The sequence below is a fragment of the Paraburkholderia sp. GAS448 genome (assembly GCF_050435685.1).
In the GTDB taxonomy this organism is placed as follows: domain Bacteria; phylum Pseudomonadota; class Gammaproteobacteria; order Burkholderiales; family Burkholderiaceae; genus Paraburkholderia.
Window position 1 is genome coordinate 60872 of the sequence record NZ_JBNDKT010000023.1, and the last position, 17619, is coordinate 78490.

General features: G+C 58.7%; 13 protein-coding genes and 1 pseudogene. 5 read left to right on the forward strand and 9 right to left on the reverse strand.

What is annotated here, in order from left to right; genetic code table 11:
- Window positions 1-89: 89 nt before the first annotated feature.
- A pseudogene (locus tag P3T23_RS31960) lies at window positions 90-2228 on the forward strand (error-prone DNA polymerase); the annotation flags it as partial.
- Window positions 2229-2274: 46 nt separating this feature from the next.
- Window positions 2275-3234 carry an SOS response-associated peptidase family protein gene (locus P3T23_RS31965; protein WP_429320077.1) on the forward strand — a complete coding sequence of 320 codons (960 nt, stop codon included), beginning with the start codon at window positions 2275-2277 and terminating at the stop codon, window positions 3232-3234.
- 577 nt (window positions 3235-3811) lie between these two features.
- Here the strand turns inward: P3T23_RS31965 and P3T23_RS31970 are convergent.
- From P3T23_RS31970 to P3T23_RS31995, 6 genes are all read right to left on the reverse strand, one after another.
- Window positions 3812-5206: a hypothetical protein gene (locus P3T23_RS31970; RefSeq protein ID WP_429320078.1), complete on the reverse strand. Its 1395-nt coding sequence runs from the start codon at window positions 5204-5206 to the stop codon at window positions 3812-3814.
- 6 nt (window positions 5207-5212) lie between these two features.
- Window positions 5213-5704: a hypothetical protein gene (locus tag P3T23_RS31975; protein ID WP_429320079.1), complete on the reverse strand. Its 492-nt coding sequence runs from the start codon at window positions 5702-5704 to the stop codon at window positions 5213-5215.
- Complete coding sequence (locus P3T23_RS31980; RefSeq protein WP_429320080.1) at window positions 5694-6188, reverse strand: DUF7665 family protein; 495 nt, start codon at window positions 6186-6188, stop codon at window positions 5694-5696. The genes P3T23_RS31975 and P3T23_RS31980 overlap by 11 nt, the downstream gene beginning before the upstream one ends.
- 5 nt (window positions 6189-6193) lie before the next feature.
- Entirely contained in the window at window positions 6194-6712 is a 519-nt protein-coding gene (locus P3T23_RS31985) for a hypothetical protein (RefSeq protein WP_429320081.1), read from the reverse strand.
- A gap of 169 nt (window positions 6713-6881) precedes the next feature.
- The gene (locus P3T23_RS31990) at window positions 6882-7598 is read right to left on the reverse strand and encodes an ImmA/IrrE family metallo-endopeptidase (RefSeq protein ID WP_429320082.1); all 717 of its coding nucleotides are present in this window, start codon (window positions 7596-7598) and stop codon (window positions 6882-6884) included.
- Between the two features lie 4 nt (window positions 7599-7602).
- The gene (locus P3T23_RS31995; RefSeq protein WP_429320083.1) at window positions 7603-7932 is read right to left on the reverse strand and encodes a helix-turn-helix domain-containing protein; all 330 of its coding nucleotides are present in this window, start codon (window positions 7930-7932) and stop codon (window positions 7603-7605) included.
- Window positions 7933-8150: 218 nt separating this feature from the next.
- Between P3T23_RS31995 and P3T23_RS32000 the strand changes: the two genes are divergently transcribed.
- The 3 genes from P3T23_RS32000 to P3T23_RS32010 all read left to right on the forward strand — a co-directional run bounded on the left by P3T23_RS32000 (window position 8151) and on the right by P3T23_RS32010 (window position 9889).
- Window positions 8151-8291 (forward strand): hypothetical protein, encoded by a 141-nt coding sequence (locus P3T23_RS32000; protein WP_167470554.1) that lies wholly within the window; start codon window positions 8151-8153, stop codon window positions 8289-8291.
- A 417-nt stretch (window positions 8292-8708) separates the two neighbouring features.
- Entirely contained in the window at window positions 8709-8900 is a 192-nt protein-coding gene (locus P3T23_RS32005; protein ID WP_429320084.1) for a hypothetical protein, read from the forward strand.
- Between the two features lie 26 nt (window positions 8901-8926).
- The gene (locus tag P3T23_RS32010; RefSeq protein WP_429320085.1) at window positions 8927-9889 is read left to right on the forward strand and encodes a tyrosine-type recombinase/integrase; all 963 of its coding nucleotides are present in this window, start codon (window positions 8927-8929) and stop codon (window positions 9887-9889) included.
- 176 nt (window positions 9890-10065) lie between these two features.
- Here the strand turns inward: P3T23_RS32010 and P3T23_RS32015 are convergent, their stop codons facing one another.
- From P3T23_RS32015 to P3T23_RS32025, 3 genes are read right to left on the reverse strand one after another with little or no spacing between them, the layout of a single operon-like run.
- Window positions 10066-12735 (reverse strand): DEAD/DEAH box helicase family protein, encoded by a 2670-nt coding sequence (locus tag P3T23_RS32015; RefSeq protein ID WP_429320086.1) that lies wholly within the window; start codon window positions 12733-12735, stop codon window positions 10066-10068.
- Window positions 12728-14641 carry a site-specific DNA-methyltransferase gene (locus P3T23_RS32020; RefSeq protein ID WP_429320087.1) on the reverse strand — a complete coding sequence of 638 codons (1914 nt, stop codon included), beginning with the start codon at window positions 14639-14641 and terminating at the stop codon, window positions 12728-12730. The genes P3T23_RS32015 and P3T23_RS32020 overlap by 8 nt, the downstream gene beginning before the upstream one ends.
- A complete protein-coding gene (locus P3T23_RS32025; RefSeq protein ID WP_429320088.1) occupies window positions 14638-17520 on the reverse strand; it encodes an ATP-dependent helicase in 2883 nt (960 codons plus the stop codon). Before P3T23_RS32025 ends, P3T23_RS32020 begins: the two co-directional genes overlap by 4 nt.
- Window positions 17521-17619: the final 99 nt, after the last annotated feature.

Consider the following 17619-nt stretch of genomic DNA (forward strand, 5'->3'; position numbering starts at 1 on the left):
CCCTTTTGCATGGACATAAATTGGAAGCCCTGAAATCCTTGCCCTGAACCGCTTTCATGTCATGTCCATACCCTAGCAACTAACCGGTGCTCACGGTCTACGACATCGTCCGGTTCGCGCGCAGCGAAGGCATCCTGTGTCAGGGGCGCGGCTCGGCGGCCAACTCGGCCGTGTGCTTTGCTCTTGGCGTGACCGAGGTGGATCCCGCGCGCTCGTCGATGCTGTTCGAGCGGTTCATCTCGAAAGAGCGGGGTGAGCCGCCTGACATCGATGTGGACTTCGAGCACCAGCGCCGCGAGGAAGTCGTGCAGTACATCTATCGCAAGTACGGGCGCGATCGCGCCGCGCTGACGGCTGCGGTGACAACATACCGCCCGCGCAGCGCGCTGCGCGAGTCGGGCAAGGCACTCGGCCTGGATCCGGCCATCGTCGACCGCGTGACGAAGGCCCATCAATGGTTCGATTCGAGCAGCGATCTGCTGAACCGCTTCGCCGAAGCTGGGCTCGATCCCGGGTCGCCGCTGATCGAGCAGTGGGCGACGTTCGCCGCACTGCTGGTGGGTTTTCCTCGACACCTGTCGCAGCACAGTGGCGGCTTCGTGATCAGCCGCAGCAAGCTGTCAAGGCTGGTGCCGATCGAGAACGCCGCGATGGCCGACCGCTCCATCATCCAGTGGGACAAGGACGACATCGAGGCGCTCGGCCTGCTGAAGATTGACGTGCTCGCACTCGGCATGCTGTCGGCCATCCGCCGCGCGCTCGACATCATTTCGGAAAAGCGTGGCGAGCCGTTCGAACTGCAGGACATTCCGGCCGAAGATCCCGACACCTACGGGATGATCTGTCGCGCCGATACGGTCGGCGTATTCCAGATCGAATCGCGCGCGCAGATGAGCATGCTGCCCCGCCTGCAGCCGCGCTGCTTCTACGATCTCGTGATCGAAGTGGCGATCGTACGCCCGGGCCCGGTGCAGGGCGGCATGGTGCATCCCTATCTGCGCCGGCGACAGGGACTGGAGCCCGTCACCTATCCGAGCCCGCAGATGGAGCAGGCGCTTTCGCGCACGCTCGGCGTGCCGATCTTCCAGGAGCAGGTGATGCAGGTCGCGATGCTCGCGGCCGGTTTTACCGCCGGCGAGGCCGACCAGTTGCGTCGCGCGATGGCTGCATGGCGTCGCAAGGGCGGACTCGAAGCCTACTACGACCGCATCGTGAACGGGATGCTCGAGCGCGGTTACGACCGCGAGTTTGCCGAGGCCATCTTTGCGCAGATCCAGGGCTTCGGCGAATATGGCTTTCCGGAGAGTCACGCGGCGAGCTTCGCACTGCTGGTCTATGCGAGTGCATGGCTGAAGTGCCACGAACCGGTCGCGTTCCTCATCGCGATGCTCAACAGCCAGCCAATGGGTTTCTATTCACCCTCGCAGCTCGTGCAGGATGCGAAGCGCCACGGCGTGAAGGTACTGCCCGTCGACGTGACGCTCAGCAACTGGGACTCGGCAGTCGAGGGCAGATCGACTCGCGCGCCCGTCCGCCTCGGCATGTCGCTGGTACGCGGCCTGAAAGAAGAAGCCGCCGCGCGCATCGAGCTCGCGCGGGCTGTACGGCGCTTTGCCGATGTCTCCGATCTGGCACGACGCGCGCAACTCGATCGCAAGGACCTGCAGGCGCTCGCGGCGGCCGACGCGTTACGCTCGCTCGCCGGCGACCGGCGCGCGGCACTCTGGCAGGCCGTCGCTGCGGTACCGGACCGGGATCTGCTGCGCGGCGCGACTGATGACGACGCGACGCCGGTCCTCGCGCCGATGACGGAAGGCCAGCAGATCGCCAGCGATTACCGGACCCTCGGTCTGACACTCGGCCGGCACCCGCTGGAACTGCTGCGCCCTCGCCTGCTTGCCCAGCGCCTGCTGCCGGCGTCGACGCTGGCCGGATTCCGGAACGGGCAGCTCGCGCGTGCCTGCGGCATCGTGACGGTCCGGCAGCGGCCGGGCACGGCCAAGGGTGTGATGTTTGTCACGCTGGAGGATGAGACCGGGCAGGTCAACGTCATCATCTGGCCGTCCCTGCTCGAAAAGCAGCGACGCGAAGCGCTCGGCTCGTCACTGCTTGCCGTGTACGGCGTCTGGCAGCGTGAGGGTGAAGTACGCCACCTCGTCGCGCACCGGCTGGTCGACGTATCCCCGCTGCTCGGCTCTCTCGTCACGTCGACACGAAACTTCCATTAAGAACCGGCGTACCATATTCGCGCACCTTCCTTCAAGGAGAGCCACCATGTGCTATTCAGCCCAGATCCAGGCGGACTACCGCAAGTACGTCAGGATGTTTGGCGCGCACATGAGCATCCGGGAATTCGCGCAGCTGTACTGGGAACGCGCCGAGGGCAGCAACATCAAGATTCCGAAGGCGATGGACGCCGCGTTCTCGGTTCCCCACACCGACGATGAACGGCGGATCAAGGAAGCCATCGACCGGTTCACCCGCGACCAGGCCCCGAAGCTGGAGCAGGAACTGTTCAAGCAGCGCGCGCGACTCGCCGACGCGGAACGCACCCTTCAAAGCAAAACGACGAAAGCGGCCACCGAAAGCAAACGGATCGCAACCAGCAAGATCGAGTCGGCGCTGCGCGGGCTCGACGATCTCCGTCGCACCGAACTGAAAGACCGCGATTCGCGAATTTTCCCCGGCAACTATGCTCCGGTGATGGTCATGGAAGACGGCAAGCGCGTCATCAGGCCGATGCGGTACCTCTGTCGCCCGGCTGGCAAGCCTGCGTTCTACGACAAGAAATACCCCGGACTTTACAATGCCAGATTTGACAACCTTGAAGGCTTCTGGAAGGGAGTTTTTGGGTATTCGCACGGCCTTATCGTCGCGAATGCGTTCTATGAAAACGTGAAACGACATCGCCTGGAAAAGCGCGAGCTCGCCGAAGGAGAAACAGAGGAAAACGTGGTCCTGGAGTTCAAGCCGCGGCCCGCTCAGGACATGCTCGTCGCCTGCCTGTGGTCACATTGGCAAAGCCCCGGCCAGCCTGATCTGCTCTCGTTCGCGGCCATCACTGATGAGCCGCCGCCTGAAGTTGCCGCCGCCGGCCACGATCGCTGCATCATTCCCATCAAGCCGGAGCATATCGACGCGTGGCTCAATCCCGATCCACGCAATCTTGCGGCACAGTACGCGATTCTCGATGACCGCCATCGTCCTTACTACGAGCATCGGATGGCGGCCTGAGCGGGGCGGACCGGTGACGACATCGGAGCGCATTACTTGCTGCCGGCCTGGCGTCACCGCCTGTCCACGCAGAAGGGCATGTTGACGCAATACATTTGCACAACTAGCAGTTGACAGATTCAACCCACCTACTCAAACACGGGTGAACTAATGGCGACAACAAATCGTGTGTTCTGCGTCAACTGTCTAGCGCATTTCGTTGCCGAGAGCGGTGAGGATATGTGCCGAGGCCGCGGCTATTTGATGTTCCTGAGAAATCCCAAACTGAAGCGACCGGGAATAGTCACTGTAACGTTGCCCGCGAAGCAAGTCAGGTACACAAGATGTCACGGCGAGTGGTATGAGCCCAAAGAGCAGGTTTAGAGCAATTCATCGCTCAGGCAGTGATCAGTGGAAAGTCCGTTCTTGAGAACGCGGCGCGTATCCCTCCCCGGCATCCGCATCCGGGGCAGGCCTTGCTAAACGGCGCTGTTGACGATGGCTCACCGACCTTCAAAGTTGCGTGTTAGAAGGCCCCTGCAAGATTCACCGACGATCCACTGCGCCGCCATAGTTTGATAGGCAGGCCCTACAAAAGTTACTTGGCGGCTTGCGTTGCCAAGCCCCGCATCGGCGTCGCCACCTCGCTCGCCAGCCGCCCGTCCAAAGGACTGTTGCCGAACGCGCAGAGCCGAAGCTTCAGGTCGCTGAATGTCGGGCCACCGTTGACGGTCTTGAGCATTTCGGCCAGTACGATGCACGCTGCCATAGCTCCGACGAAAGGCACCGCGACCGATTTGCCAGCGAGCAGTAAGCGACCGCACTCGTCGGCGCCAAGGGCCTGATATGCCGCGTTGCTATCGGCCCGTTGTCTCTTACGCGCCTCGCGCCGAGCGAACTCCGCCGCGGACTCCAGGGGCCACACCTCCGAGGCTATCCGTGGATTCGGCCAAGCGTGAAAAGCGATAGTGTCAAAATTGAATGCCTCACCGCCCAATCCGCTATCAAAGATCGCCTGGAAACCAGCATTTGCGAGCCACTGCCGCGGCTGATTATCGTCAAAACCGCACAGAGCAATGATCGGTTCACAATCGGTGCGCCTGAAGTGCATGTCGACGCGACGCTCAAGCAGCCTGGTCACGAACCCTCTCCCTTCAAGCCATTCCGCGGCCACGCGCGTCTTGAGCCGTTGCACCGCCGCAGCCGTCAACAAGGCGCCCGTCTCGACGTTCACCGTCTCTACCTCATCGTCATCGCAGAGCAGAACCATCACCCTTTCGGGCGACGCGTACGGCAATGCTGCCAAGCCCCACAAATAGGCTTGCCCCAGATGCCCGAGCCCAAAGACGGCCAGAGAGAGCGGCAATTCAGCGACCTGCATGCCAACCCCGTCCGGGTGTTCAAACGGCAGGTCCGGTCGCCAGAGCGACATCGCAACAACCCGCCGCGTGGCCGTAATGTTGATGCCTGCAAATTCGGCGAACAACTCACCCACCGCAATGGCGGCGGCCGCAATGCCGGCAAGCGGACAGTAGGAACGTTCCGCCATCCGAGACACCTCGTTCGCGGGCCCAACCGAAATCCGCCAGCCGTCGTAGGTCAGCCTGAGCGAGCCTTCTCCGGCGACCGCGTTACCAAGCAGAAGATGACGGCCACGCGGCGCAGCTCCGTTCCGGGCGACCAGGCTGCCGCCAAGCTCGATGATCGCGCCACCTAGCGTTCCCGAGCGGGCCACCGGAACCAGGCACGGAGCCAGCCACATGTCTGCCGACGCGTGCGCCACAGTTGCGCCGGCGAAACACTTGACGCCTAAGTTCACCGCAGTGAGCAGAGCCAGCTGCAAGCCATATGACGCCTTGACGTCATCGCCGACGAGCACATCGAGGCCTCGCTGCGCTCGTCGGCGACGGGACTCCTCCAGATCAGTGGCGTTCTGGTCCATGAATAGCTTGTCGATACGCGACAGCAGGTCACTAGAGATCGGTTGGTTCATCGGGCGTCACCATGTGCAGAGCTTGATCGGGGTGTCAGGATGGTCGTGGGGAAATGACTTCCAGCGTCCATATCCTTGAAAAACGTGAATTCCTACACCTGCCATTGACCACTTCGATGCGTATCCATAGCGAGGCAGGATGAGCGCAACGTGCCCCGCCACGGGAAGCATGGGGTGGTCCTGGTCGATACTGCTCTGGCGAACGTCGACCGTCGGATGGGTATGTACGTCGGCTAGAACTTGCAGCTCTTTCTTCTCGCAAAGATCCCAGAGCGCCGAAAAACCTTTCGCATGGAACATAACGATGCCTTTCGAAAGTGCGGTGGGGTCGAGATCGTCGTAGCAGACAAAAGCCTCAACTCGGCCATCGGGCACCGTCGTTTTGCCGAGCAGGAAAGCGCCGCTCTCCTGCCGGCGCTTTCCACCCCGCTTGTGCAGCTCGGTGACCAGCCGGCGCCAGGTCAATAGTGGGATCCGGATGGTACGTTCAGCAGCCAAGATAATCCTCGCAATTCAGCCAACGGTGCACCAGGGTAAGGAAATCCGTCAGCGTATGCTGGGGCGTCCATACATACTGCGGATTCTGTGTTGGCCACTCGTGGTGATTGAGCCTCGCCTGCCTGTCGTAGGGGTGATAGAACCCCTTCCCGGGAGCCGCCCAGCCGGAGACCTTGAATACACTTTCAACAGGAGAGTTTGGGCGGCCTTTCGGCCATCGGTCGATTGCCAGGAAGTCGTTGCCAACGTCATCCCAGAAGGCCCCAGTCGGAGACTGGCTGCCGTAGCCGTCGACGTCCCAGCGGACCGTCAGGCGTTCAGGCCCTCCCGGGCGCGGTGCGGCCTGAACCGACGTGTAGACGAAGGGCCAGTGCGGCTCCGACAGCTCCCGAATGAGCGACCACTGCCCTTTGGCAACGCCAATCCCGAATTCTGCGCGTTGCAAGTCTTCCTCCAGAAGACGCTGAGCTGTCGACTTCGTCATTGCGATCAGCCTTGTGGGGTTACTTCTTTGACCAGATCAAACTCCAACGCGTGGCAACCCGGTTCTAGGAGTTCGCCCAAATATTCGTTCGGACGAGGATGCTGGCCGGTCGGCCGCAACGCGAGCACGAAGTCGGCGCCCGCACTCGGGTCAATATTGAAGCGCTTCTTCGCCCAGGTTGTCACCGTTGCGATAGTCGTCGCAGGAGAAAACCGGCGCTTGTGATGGCCATTGAAGAACACCGTCACTTCTACACGATGCACCGACTGCGTATGCACGTGCTTATGCTTGTGAAGCTCCAACTGCTCGATCGTCAATTCAAGGTCGACCGGTTCATGGGTATCGGCGTCGGCGTCCGGCAGGCGAATCGCCTCGTCGACCTCACCAATGAAGACAAACTGACCTTCGCCCGGGAGTGCGTCGCATCGGACCAGCAGTTCCCTGAGTGTTTCGCCGAGCCGTGTGTTCACCACCTGCGGGCGGCCGCTACCATGGAGAAAAACGTCCAGTGACATCTCGTTCATACATACCTCTTCAAGACAGTGATTGTTCGCAAGAGCGCTATTTCACGGCGCCTTCCCTGCTTATCTTGGCGAGGCGTTCACAACGTCACTAAACGCTAATCCGCCGATATGCTGATTAGCGTATCACCAACGCGCAATCGGTGCAAGCGGTTGCTATGTTCCGCGCTGTTTATTCGAAGAGAGATCGCGTCGCAGCGGCCTGCGTCACAAGCCCAAGCTTGAGGAGGCGCACGCGAGCCGCTTCATCTGACACCTGGAATGTGTTCATGACGCTCGCAATGAGCGCCGCGCCGTGCGAAGTCTGCAGCGAAACGGCCCCGTAGAGGCCGTGCGTTTCAGCAAAGGAGCGACATAAGGCGAGCACAGCACTCTTGGGCATCAGAATCGCGCCGCATACATAGCCGGCTTGCCACTCCATCCAGTCAGTCTGCACGGCATCGATCATCGCATCACGCTTACAGATAATCTTGTCGCGGTTCGGCTGTTGGCGAAGCAGGTCCGGTGGCTGCTCTATCTCCCAGAGGTAGCTGTGGAAGTGGACATGCCCGTACTCGTGCGTCAGCGTCGTTCGAAGCCGGTTTTCACGGCGTGCGTCCTCGGTAAGGATCGAGGCTATCTTTACTGCAGGCTTGCTTCCCGGGTGAAACTCGGTCACGCCCTCGACGTCGGCGCCATAGACGGAAAGGTCCGCGTAAACGTCCAGATCTTCGGCATCGCGTTCGATCAGGTTCTTAAGGTCCTCTGTATCGATCGGGTAGCGGACGTCGCCGTGGAGCTGCTTGAGGAACCCAGTAATGATGGACTCGCATTCTCGATCCAGCTCTTCTGGTTTGAAGTGTGGCCGCTGCTGAAAGCGGCCTGTGTGATCGCGAACAAAAGTCACCATGGCGTCATTTCGTTGGTGGTCTGCGGAATGCAGTGAAGGCGGCTCTCACTGCATCCTCTGATAAATTCTTCTGGCGTATCTCGTCGGGAAGCTTGCCTGCCAGGTAATGGAGATAGTCGGCGTCGATCTTGAGGGCCTTGGCAAACTGTAGGATCAGGTGATCCGAAGTCGGATTACGACGATCGCGTTCGATGTCGTTAAGGTATTGAGGAGAAATGGGCGCGTCGTCTTCTTCGCGCAGGATGCGCGAGGCCAACTCCTTCTGGCTGATCTGGAGCTTCTTGCGGGCGTCGGCAATGTAGCTGCCGAATGTGGCTGGTTCAGGGCGAGTCATAGGATATCTGCGTCTCCGCTAATCAGCGAATCTTACAGGAAGGGTAGGTGTCAATCGAGATGGGAGCAAGAAAGATTCACGAAGCCAAATTGTTGCGGGGCTATGGTAACCATCCGGCGAAGCAACGCTCGAATGTCCCTTGCCTTGAAATTCCCTCTTGTTGTTCATACGATTAAATTGCCCTGAATTGAGGGGTTCGACCACAACGAGAGGTGACCATGGCAACAGGCAAGAAACCAGCATCGGACGCGGGCAAGATCCTGCGTGATCCGAAATCGACCAGGAAGGAGAAAGAGGTCGCCGCTTCAGACCTCTCCCAGCGCAAGGGCGCAACCTCGAGCAAGCCGAAGAAAAAGTGACTTTCATGGGCGCGGACGGGTGGGTTCTCCGGAACCGGTCCACCGCGCTTTATTCGACGGCATTACTATTGATAAAATACGTTATCAATAGTAATGTTACATATCCGATTCAAACGCAGAACCATGGCCAGACATTCATCCGACGACAATGATGCACCGAACACCCTAGGGGTATCGCGTGGCTGGTCGCGGATGGCGAGGCGGACGGTAACGTGATGATCGCGCGCCTGCAGGAAGCCCTCGTCAAACCGGTCCTGACACCGGCAGACTTCCCCCGGCCCGAGGTCGATGACGCGGCCGAAAGGCGGTGTGACGCGGCAAGGCGACTCGCCGGGCCTGGTGGCAGTCAGCCGGGTATCGCAACCGCTCTGCGTCGTCGGAAGAGCCAATAATCGCCGACGCAGACAAGGAAGCAAAGTGGACTACCGCGTGAGTTATGAGCACAGCCTGGCGAGCGCGCCGGACGACTTCATCGTCCAGGTGCCAGGCCAGACAGTCAGCGACGTGCCGGCCAATATCCCGCGGGCGCTGCTGCCCGAATTCATCGCCGAACTGATCCGCGAGCGGTCACCCAGGATCGGCAGGATCCGCAACCTGCGCATCCTGTGAGTCGGGACTACCAAGGAAGGTCTCTCATGCCGCCACGCCCCGATACCGGCCGTGCGATCGTCGAACGGCTGGACCGGCCGCTGACGGCTGCCGAATTCCATCAGCTCGCGGCTGTTCCGGCCGAAGCCGAGTGGTTTGCCAATCTCGACAACCCACGGACCCGTCGCGCGTACCAGACCGACCTGCAGGACTTCATGGGTTTTGCCGGAATCCAGCAGGCGGACGAGTTCCGCATCGTCACCCGCGCGCATGTGCTCGCGTGGCGCAAGGTTCTCGAGGACCGTGCGCTGTCGGGCGCGACGATCCGGCGCAAGCTCGCCGCGCTGTCGTCGCTGTTCGAGTACCTGTGTGAAAAGAACGCCGTCGACTTCAATCCGGTCAGGGGCGCGAAGCGTCCCAAGGCCGACAGTAACGAGGGCAGGACACCCGCACTCGGTGACCATCAGGCCCGTGCACTGCTCGATGCGCCCGACCCGGCGACATTGAAGGGCAAGCGCGACCGGGCGCTGCTCGCGGTGCTGCTGTATCACGGGTTGCGCCGCGAAGAACTCTGTCTGCTGAAGGTGCGGGATATTCATGACCGGCGCGGCGTGTCCCATTTACGGATTCACGGCAAGGGCGGCAAGACCCGGCATCTGCCACTGCATCCGGCCGCAGCGGAACGGATTCACGCCTACCTCGAGGCGACCGGTCAAAAGGCGACACCGGGCGCGGCGCTGTTCCAGCCGCTCCGGTCCACCGGCTCCGCGATCACGGCCGACGGCGTGTACAAGTGCGTGCTCGCCTACGCCGCGCAGGCGAAGATCAGCGTCGAAGGTTTCGGTGTGCATAGTCTGCGGGCTACGGCCGCGACCAACGCGCTCGACCACGAGGCAGACATCGCCAAGGTGCAGGAATGGCTTGGCCACGCGAACATCGCGACCACGCGGATCTACGATCGACGAAAAAGCCGGCCGGAAGATTCGCCGACCTTCAAGGTTGCGTATTAGAAGGCTCGGGCAAACTCGGGAGTGAACCAAGCTGAGCGCGAATTTCTATCATAAGCCTCACAGTTATAGGGGACCCCAAGCTCCACACGCAGTCGGCCAATGGCATGGCAGGGTCGATTGGCTTGGTAGGCCAATCGACCGGTTGAGTGCGTCTGTACGCAGGCGCGGCCAACGCCTTATATCAAGTAGCGATATTCTCGGGCTTGTGCCAACGACCCCTTGATCACTTCGTACGTCATGCCGCTGGCCACGGCGACTTGATGTGCAAAATCCTTCTTCGCTCGGACGATCGGATCATCGATCATGTTGTCGCCCTTCACCTCGACAATCACATAGGAACCGTCGTCCCTCTGGAAGAGGAAGTCCGGGTAATAGCTGCGGACAGTGTGTGACTCGGGGTCGATGTACTGGAAATAGAACTCCGACTGCCCGTGCGTCAACATCCCGGTGAAGTAAAGCTTGGTAACCCTCTTCTCTCGCAACAGGTCCCAGAACAGGGTTTGTTCGGGGTTCGAATCGAACGCGTATGCATCCAGGTGGAAACTCTTCGCCTGTTCCTCGGCCGTCGCATCCGACATGCGCGCGATCTTGTACTTGTCCGCGCTGACCTCGTAGTAAGCCCGTTCCGGCGGCGGCAGCTTGATCAGTTCGACCTCATGCTCTTCCGTCTCAACCCGCTCGTCCAGGTCATACAGCTCCGAGAAAAGCCGTGGGATCACAACATCGTACAAAAGCTCGTTGAACGTATTGACGGCACGGAGCACCGCCGGCAGGCCCTCATGCGTCTGTTCGAGAATGGCCTCAATCTCGATCGGGCTGCGATTCAGGTATCGTGCTACCTCGGCTACAAGGCTCAACGCGCTGAACGTCACCTTTTGCCTTTGATCACTCAAGTCGGTCGTGCGCGTATCGCGGGAGCTTGCCGCGCTCGTCGGATCGAAGCCTTCCTGCGTCGTCTCGATGATATGGTAGTCCTTGGTCAGTTCCAACCAGGCCTGCTTGTCGTCTTGCGACAAGCCTAAAACTGCCCCGGGCGTCAAAACCTTCTCGCGAATGTCGAAACTTCGGCGCACGCGCTTGAGTTTGATTTTCTCGGTTTTCATAACGTGCACCTGCAACGTCACTTTATCCGCAGCGATCTGCTGAACCTCCTCCGTAGAAATGCGGAAGTTGGCCTGCAACTCATCGTTCAGAATCGCCAGGTTCTGCTCGGCCAGGTAGACCTGTCCGGTATGCTGTCCGCCGCCGATAGCGCGCAAGCAACGCATCGACGCCTGCAACACGAAGATCTTCGATTTAGGTTCACGGTACAGGCCTACCCCGAACAGCGAGCGGCAGTTCCAACCTTCGCGGCCCTTATTGACCAGCAAGATGAAACGCTTCTCGGACTCCGGGGTGTCGAGCCGGTTGAACTCCCGAATGTCATCGTTGCTTGTGAGTTTGCTATCACCAACGTTGACCAGGATCGACGACGTGTCGATGCCATGCTTAATCACCGCCGCCTCAACGGCGGGTTTCAGCTCTTCGGTCAGCTCCTCGACCGTTGCGGCGAAGAACGCCAGCTTGGGCGCCATGCCTTCCGGGCGGAGCCCCGCCGTCTGCTCGAGAAAATCCTTGACGGCAAAATTCACGAACTCGTCATTTCTCGTGTTGCTGTAGCCGTGCAGCTTCACCTTCTTTAGGTAACCCTTGTCGATGGCTTCACGCAGCCCGTACGCATACACCACCTCCGGCAACACGTCGCGGCCAACGTACGGTGTACCCGTGTAGTTGTAGCAAGCGACGACGTGCGTGCCCGCCCGCTCAAGGCTGCCTGCCAGCATGTCGATCGTAGTCCGCAGGCTGGTGTCCTCCGGCTTCGCACCAATGCCCATGTCCTTCGCCAAGGTCTTCCCGAAAGCGTGGTGGGCCTCGTCAACGTAGATTCCCAACTGCCGCAGTCGGCAAAGCTTTTCGAAGCGCTGGTTCAGGGTTAGTTCAGCATCTTCCTCGGGCTGATCGAACGCGTACAGATCCGCCGCCGCGTCGTAGACGGATCCCGATGCGAAGACTGGCGGTGATGGTGCAAACAGAAGATCCGCGGCCTTCTTCTCGGCGCGGTTGCGCTTCAAGATAATCTTCTGGGTGTTCGACACCACGATGTTGAACATCGACCCGTCCAGGGTGTTCAGCGACGTCCCCGCTTCTTCAAGATAGTGAAACTTCAGGCGGGTTTCGAAAAGGTCCGCATACTCCTGGGGAATCACCGACGATTTGTCGAAGCTCTCGATCTCACGCAACGATTGCAGCACGGTCTTGTCTGGCGCAAACACCAGCGCGTTGTGGCAGTAGCGCCTGTCCTTGGGAAACTTGTTGGCCAGCAAGAACTCGTAAAAAATGCAGGTGGCCATCAGGATCGTCTTTCCTGTCCCCATGGTCAACGCAAAGATGTAGTTCGGATACGTACGCGCGTTTCTTCGCATCAACGAAAAAACGTGGCCGTACTGTTCCTGCGTCATTTTGTCGAAGATGTCACCCTGACGAGCGTTACCGACAATGCCGCCCTCTCCTCGCGCGGCAAATCGCCCGGACCTCTCGAACCACTGCCGGAAGATTTCCTCCACGCGTGCGTTGTCCATGAACTCTTTCAGGAAGACATAAATTTCCAAGGCGTCGTATTGCGGCTGGCGCAGGAACGCTTTAGGGTTGTGCTCCGGATTATTGTAGTCAAGGTACTTCTTGCTCAGGTCCTTGTAGTACGACCGAATGGTCCCCCGGTTGTCCCGGAAAAAATGCCACAAATATTGGAAGAAACCAAAGTCGAGGCTCGCTTCAGTTGAGGACCGACGAGCGACCGTTTTAGCCATTGATTTCCCCTTCCCACGATTCCGAAAGGAGGTCAGTTACCTTGACACGGATCGTCCCAGCGTCCGCCGGAACCCTGTAAAGACCGCGCACCAGCTCTGACCTCCCAGGGCTGTCGATCTCCGACGGCTGCAAGACCGCTCCATCGTAGTTCCAATCAATCAGTACGGTTTCGACGAGTTCGCGCCAATCTTCGACCGTTTCTTTGGCCATTGAAAGCTTCTGCAAGAGGTTCATCGGATAGAATCGCTCGATCTTCAGTTCGCCATCGACGATGGACAGCTTTGCTTCCGCGTCGCGCTTGAACTCGAGGTTCGACTTGTCGCGAAGAATGTCCACGATGTTGATGTCCAGCTTAAACGGAACTTCTTTTTGCAAACAGGCTTCGAGATCCGGCTCATGGCCCATGCAAACGAGCAGAATTTTTTCGACCGGTTGGTTTGGCTTGTCGGCGTGGCGCCGTTCAAAAGCCTTATAGTCAAAGCCGTTAATCAGCTCTCCCAAGTCAGCCCGCGTAGCAATACGATTGATCGGCATGATCTTCACCATGCGGCCATCTTTCTCCCCATCGTAAACCGAACTCATTTCAAGGCGCTGAATCTCCAGCGCCTCGATCAACAGCTCTTTGGCTTGAACCGGATTGCGGAACAGGTCGTAGTGGTTGACGTTGTAGATCTCGAATCCAGTATAGAGGGTGCCACCGGCCTCAAGAGGCTGTTGACGTAGGCCATCGGCGACGCCGTTCAGCCGCTTCGCGGTCGTCTGGATCGCTCCCAGATTTATGTCCGCGCCGATGAACCGTCGTCCTAGCTTCATCGCAACGGCCTGGGTGGTCCCGGACCCCATGAAACAATCGAACACCAGTCCCCCGGGGTTGCTGGACGTCCGGATGATGCGATCAATCAACGCCTCCGGCTTCTGGGTCGGATAGCCTAAAAGTTCGGGTGACTGATTGTGTATCTTGCTTATGTCCGTCCATATATCTTGGAGCGGCATACCTTCGTAGTCGCTCTCGTATTTTTTCAGACGAGGAACACCTCCCGCCTTTTGGGGCCAATGCAAACGTCCTTCTCGATCATGCTCTTCTAATGTTTCGCGCGGGCAACGCCAATTTGCCCGTACCCCTTTGAACTCGTACACATATCCGCCCCCGCTTAGGCCTCCGGCTGACAGACTCAAACGTTGATAGCGCTCCTTACGCTCCTCGTCATAGCAATCAAAAAACGTTTCCAAGTATTCGTTGTCGGGCGCATGAAAAACCTTGTTCCAAATGCGCGATTTCGTCTTGCCGTACAAAAGGATTGCATCGTGGATGATCCCGCACTTGCCAGAGTCGCTGTGACCGAACGAGCGCCTCCAAATGATTTCGTTGACGTAGTTCTCCTCGCCAAAGACCTCATCCATAATCACCTTCACGTAATGACTGATGTTAGGGCCAACGTGGAGATAGATGGATGCGTCGTCCGACATCAACTCACGAATAATGACGAGACGCTCGTACATAAACTGGAGGTACTCGTCATTATTCCAGATGTCCGAATACTGCTTTTCCTCAAACGACGATTGGTCGTTCGTGGCCTCCTTCCCGCGCAACTTCACGTTCTTCTTATAGTCAGCCTTGGAGTCGAATGGCGGGTCAATGTACACCAGCTCTACCTTGCCCCGATACTTCTTCAGTAAGTGGCTCATCACCTGCAGATTGTCACCCCAGAAGATCTTATTGAGCCAGCCGTCGACCTCCGTCCCGTATTGCTCCTTCAACTGCGCAGGGTAGTACTGTGTGGACGTGAACGGACGCTTGCCGCGCCAGTTCAACATGGGATAGCCTTTGATAGGCTGGAATACATAGGCACCGACGTCGCTCGGAGCCTCGGATTTGATTAGATCAAGGTCTTTCTGAGTATTCATGATTTTTTCGCTTCGAACTTCCAGTTTTTTGTATCGCAGTACGGCCGCATGTCGCAGTTTGCGCAAAGCTTGGCCGGCCGAGCCTGCATTGTGTAATCCTTGGCCTCTATACGAGCAACGACGCCGTCGAATCCGGCGATGGTTTTGCCGATCGTGCGCTCGTTTTTCGGAAAGGTTACATAGGGATTGCCACCTTCTTCGCCCGTGTAGTACAAGTGCATTCGACTGACGGTCTGTCCCGTCCGCTTCTCGACCAGGTGCGCATACACCTCAAGCTGTCGCTGGTACTGTCGCAAGCGCTCTCGATCCTTCTCCATGTCCGGCTTCTTTTCGGACTTGAAGTCGATGATTTCAACCGTGTCTTGCTCACCACGGATCAGGTCCACACTACCCATCAGGATGTAGTCGTCCTTCACCAGCGAAATGTCCACCTCCGCCTCCTTGAGGCGATCCCAATGTCCGTTCTCACGCTCGTAATAGTGCAACACGTGGCGCAGCACCGCCTTCAAGGTCTGGGGCGCCAGGTACTGGCGCTCGCGCTTGGACAAGTAGGCGTAGTTCGTGCTCATCCATCGTTCGATCTGCTCTGGCTCTATCAGGTGCTCCTCACCCCGGAGCGCTGCCTTATGGATGTCCTCAATCGTCTGATGGACCAACGTACCGAACAACTGAGCTCCGGCGCGAATCGGGTTGAATTCGAGTTCCTTAAAAAACCGGTATTGCTCGGCGCAGTTTTCGAACAGCGTGATGTGCGACGTGAACGAGTATTGCCGTTTGAGATTGATCTCTTTGACGTTCTCGAACGTCATCGCTTCGGGCTGAAAGGCCGTGTCACGCCAGCGTGGGAGCGCATTGTAGTGCGCGTCGAAGTATTTCGACGGCGAGCGGCCTCGTCCCTCGCGCTCCACGGTTGCCAACACAAGAAGATTTTGCGCCCGGGAAAACGCGGTGTAAAACAGCCGTCGGAAGTCGAAAAACTTGGTGTGGCTAAGTGGCTCGAACGGCGGCTTTGAAAAATAGTTGTGCTGGAGCACCTCATCCAAGTCTGTGTGCTGCTTTCGGGGAACAGCCTCAAGGGATCCGCAGACCACAACCGGAAACTCAAGCCCTTTCGATTGGTGGATCGTGAGGAACGAAACGCATCCACTTGGTGCGTATTCGGCATCGTCCTCGTACTCGTTGATCCCGCCCTCTTCTAGAAACCGGAAAAACTGATTGAAGAGGTCTCGGAGGTTCTTGTCGAGGAATTCGACGTTCAGAACGTTCACATAGTGCAGGTACTCGAACTTTGCCAGCAGCTTCGACAGGGTGGCAAGGTTGTGGGCGGCGCGACCCTTGTCAACCCCGCTCAACGCGCTCTCGTCCAAGTAACGCGAGAAGAGCGGGAACTGGAGCAACTGGTAAAAGAGCCCCGAAAACGAATAGTCGGTGTTCTGCGTCAAGGTGTGGTGACGCTTGGCCAAAGGGCGGGCCCAACTCAGCAACCGCGCATTCTCGGGCTTCCGCAGCTCGTCGGCGAACGGGGCGAAACATCGCTGGTCGTAGAAGTCCCAGATGGCCAGATGAGCATCTGCATTCCACTTCCGCGCGGCCGAGAACTGCGGGAACAGGAAGATCAATGCGCCGATCATCAAGCGCACCTCTTCCCGGTCGAAGAACATGTTCGATCGGGGCGAGTAAACAGGGATGCCCTTATTTTCGAGGTAGGACGCCAGCGCCACCACCTTGTCGTTTTTCACCGAACGAAACAGGAAGGCGACCTGATTCCAATCGGTGAGCTGGCCGCTGTCTCGAAGTCGATGGAGGAACGCCAATACCTCTTCGTGCCAGGAGAGCCCATCCTGGGCGCCAACCCTAACCACCGTCGGCACCGCTGGAAACGTCGCATCTTGTGGTTCAACGACCTTGTCGTATCGAAACGTCCGTGTGCCGTCGGTCCAGATCTGGTCGGCCATCCATCCATTGTAGAAGCTGATGATGCCGGGATGGGACCGGTAGTTGGTCGTCAGCGTGATGCGCTTGCATGCCCCCGGCGGGAACTGCTCCGGAAACTCGAGGATGTTGCGGATTGTGGCCCCGCGAAACCGATACAGGCCCTGATCGTCGTCGCCGACGACGCATAGGTTGCGCCGTTCGCCCATCAACAGCTTCAAGATCCTTTCCTGAATCGTGTTGGTGTCCTGGTACTCATCAACCATCAAGTACGTCAGTTGCTTCTGCAGCGCCAGCAGCACGTCGGGCTGTTGTTCGAGCAGACGCAGCGCTTCCAACTGAATACCGGAGAAGTCCAACGCGTTGTTTTCGAGCAGCAGTCGCTGATACAGCTCGAAACACCTACCGAGCGCCGCGACTGCCGCATCATCGGCTCCCACCAACCCGCCGACGTCCAACGCTTCTTCGGCCACGGTGTTGAGGCGCTTCAGCAACAGCTCGGACTGTCCCCAACGGCTGGTGTGCTCATCGCCCAAGACCAGATCGCTGTCTTCGATGGCACGAAAATCTGTGAGGTTTTTGTACAGGAAGAACTGTTGATCGAACTGGTCCATCAGCGTGAAACTTCGGCGCAAGCGGGTGAACTCCCGGTAGTCCTCCAGGAGCCGCAAACAGATCGAGTGGAACGTCCCGAGGTACATCTCGTTCAGGTTGAACGGGATTTCGAGTTCGTTGAGCCGATTCGAGACGCGGGTGGTCAGCTCGCGGGCAGCCTTATCCGTGAACGTGACAACAAACAGGTTCTCGGGAGCAGCGCCGTGATTCGTCACGAGGTTCACGATACGCTCAACCAGCGTGAACGTCTTGCCCGAGCCCGGACCCGCTATGATGAGTACAGGCCCCTCGGTGGCCTGGATGGCCTCAAGTTGGAATGCGTTTGCCGTCATTGTTGAACCTTATTGCCGGGTGCCAACACGTCGTTCTCGACGCCGTACAACATGGGTGTGTTCTGTAACCAAAGATGGTGCTTGAGCGTCGATAAGGCG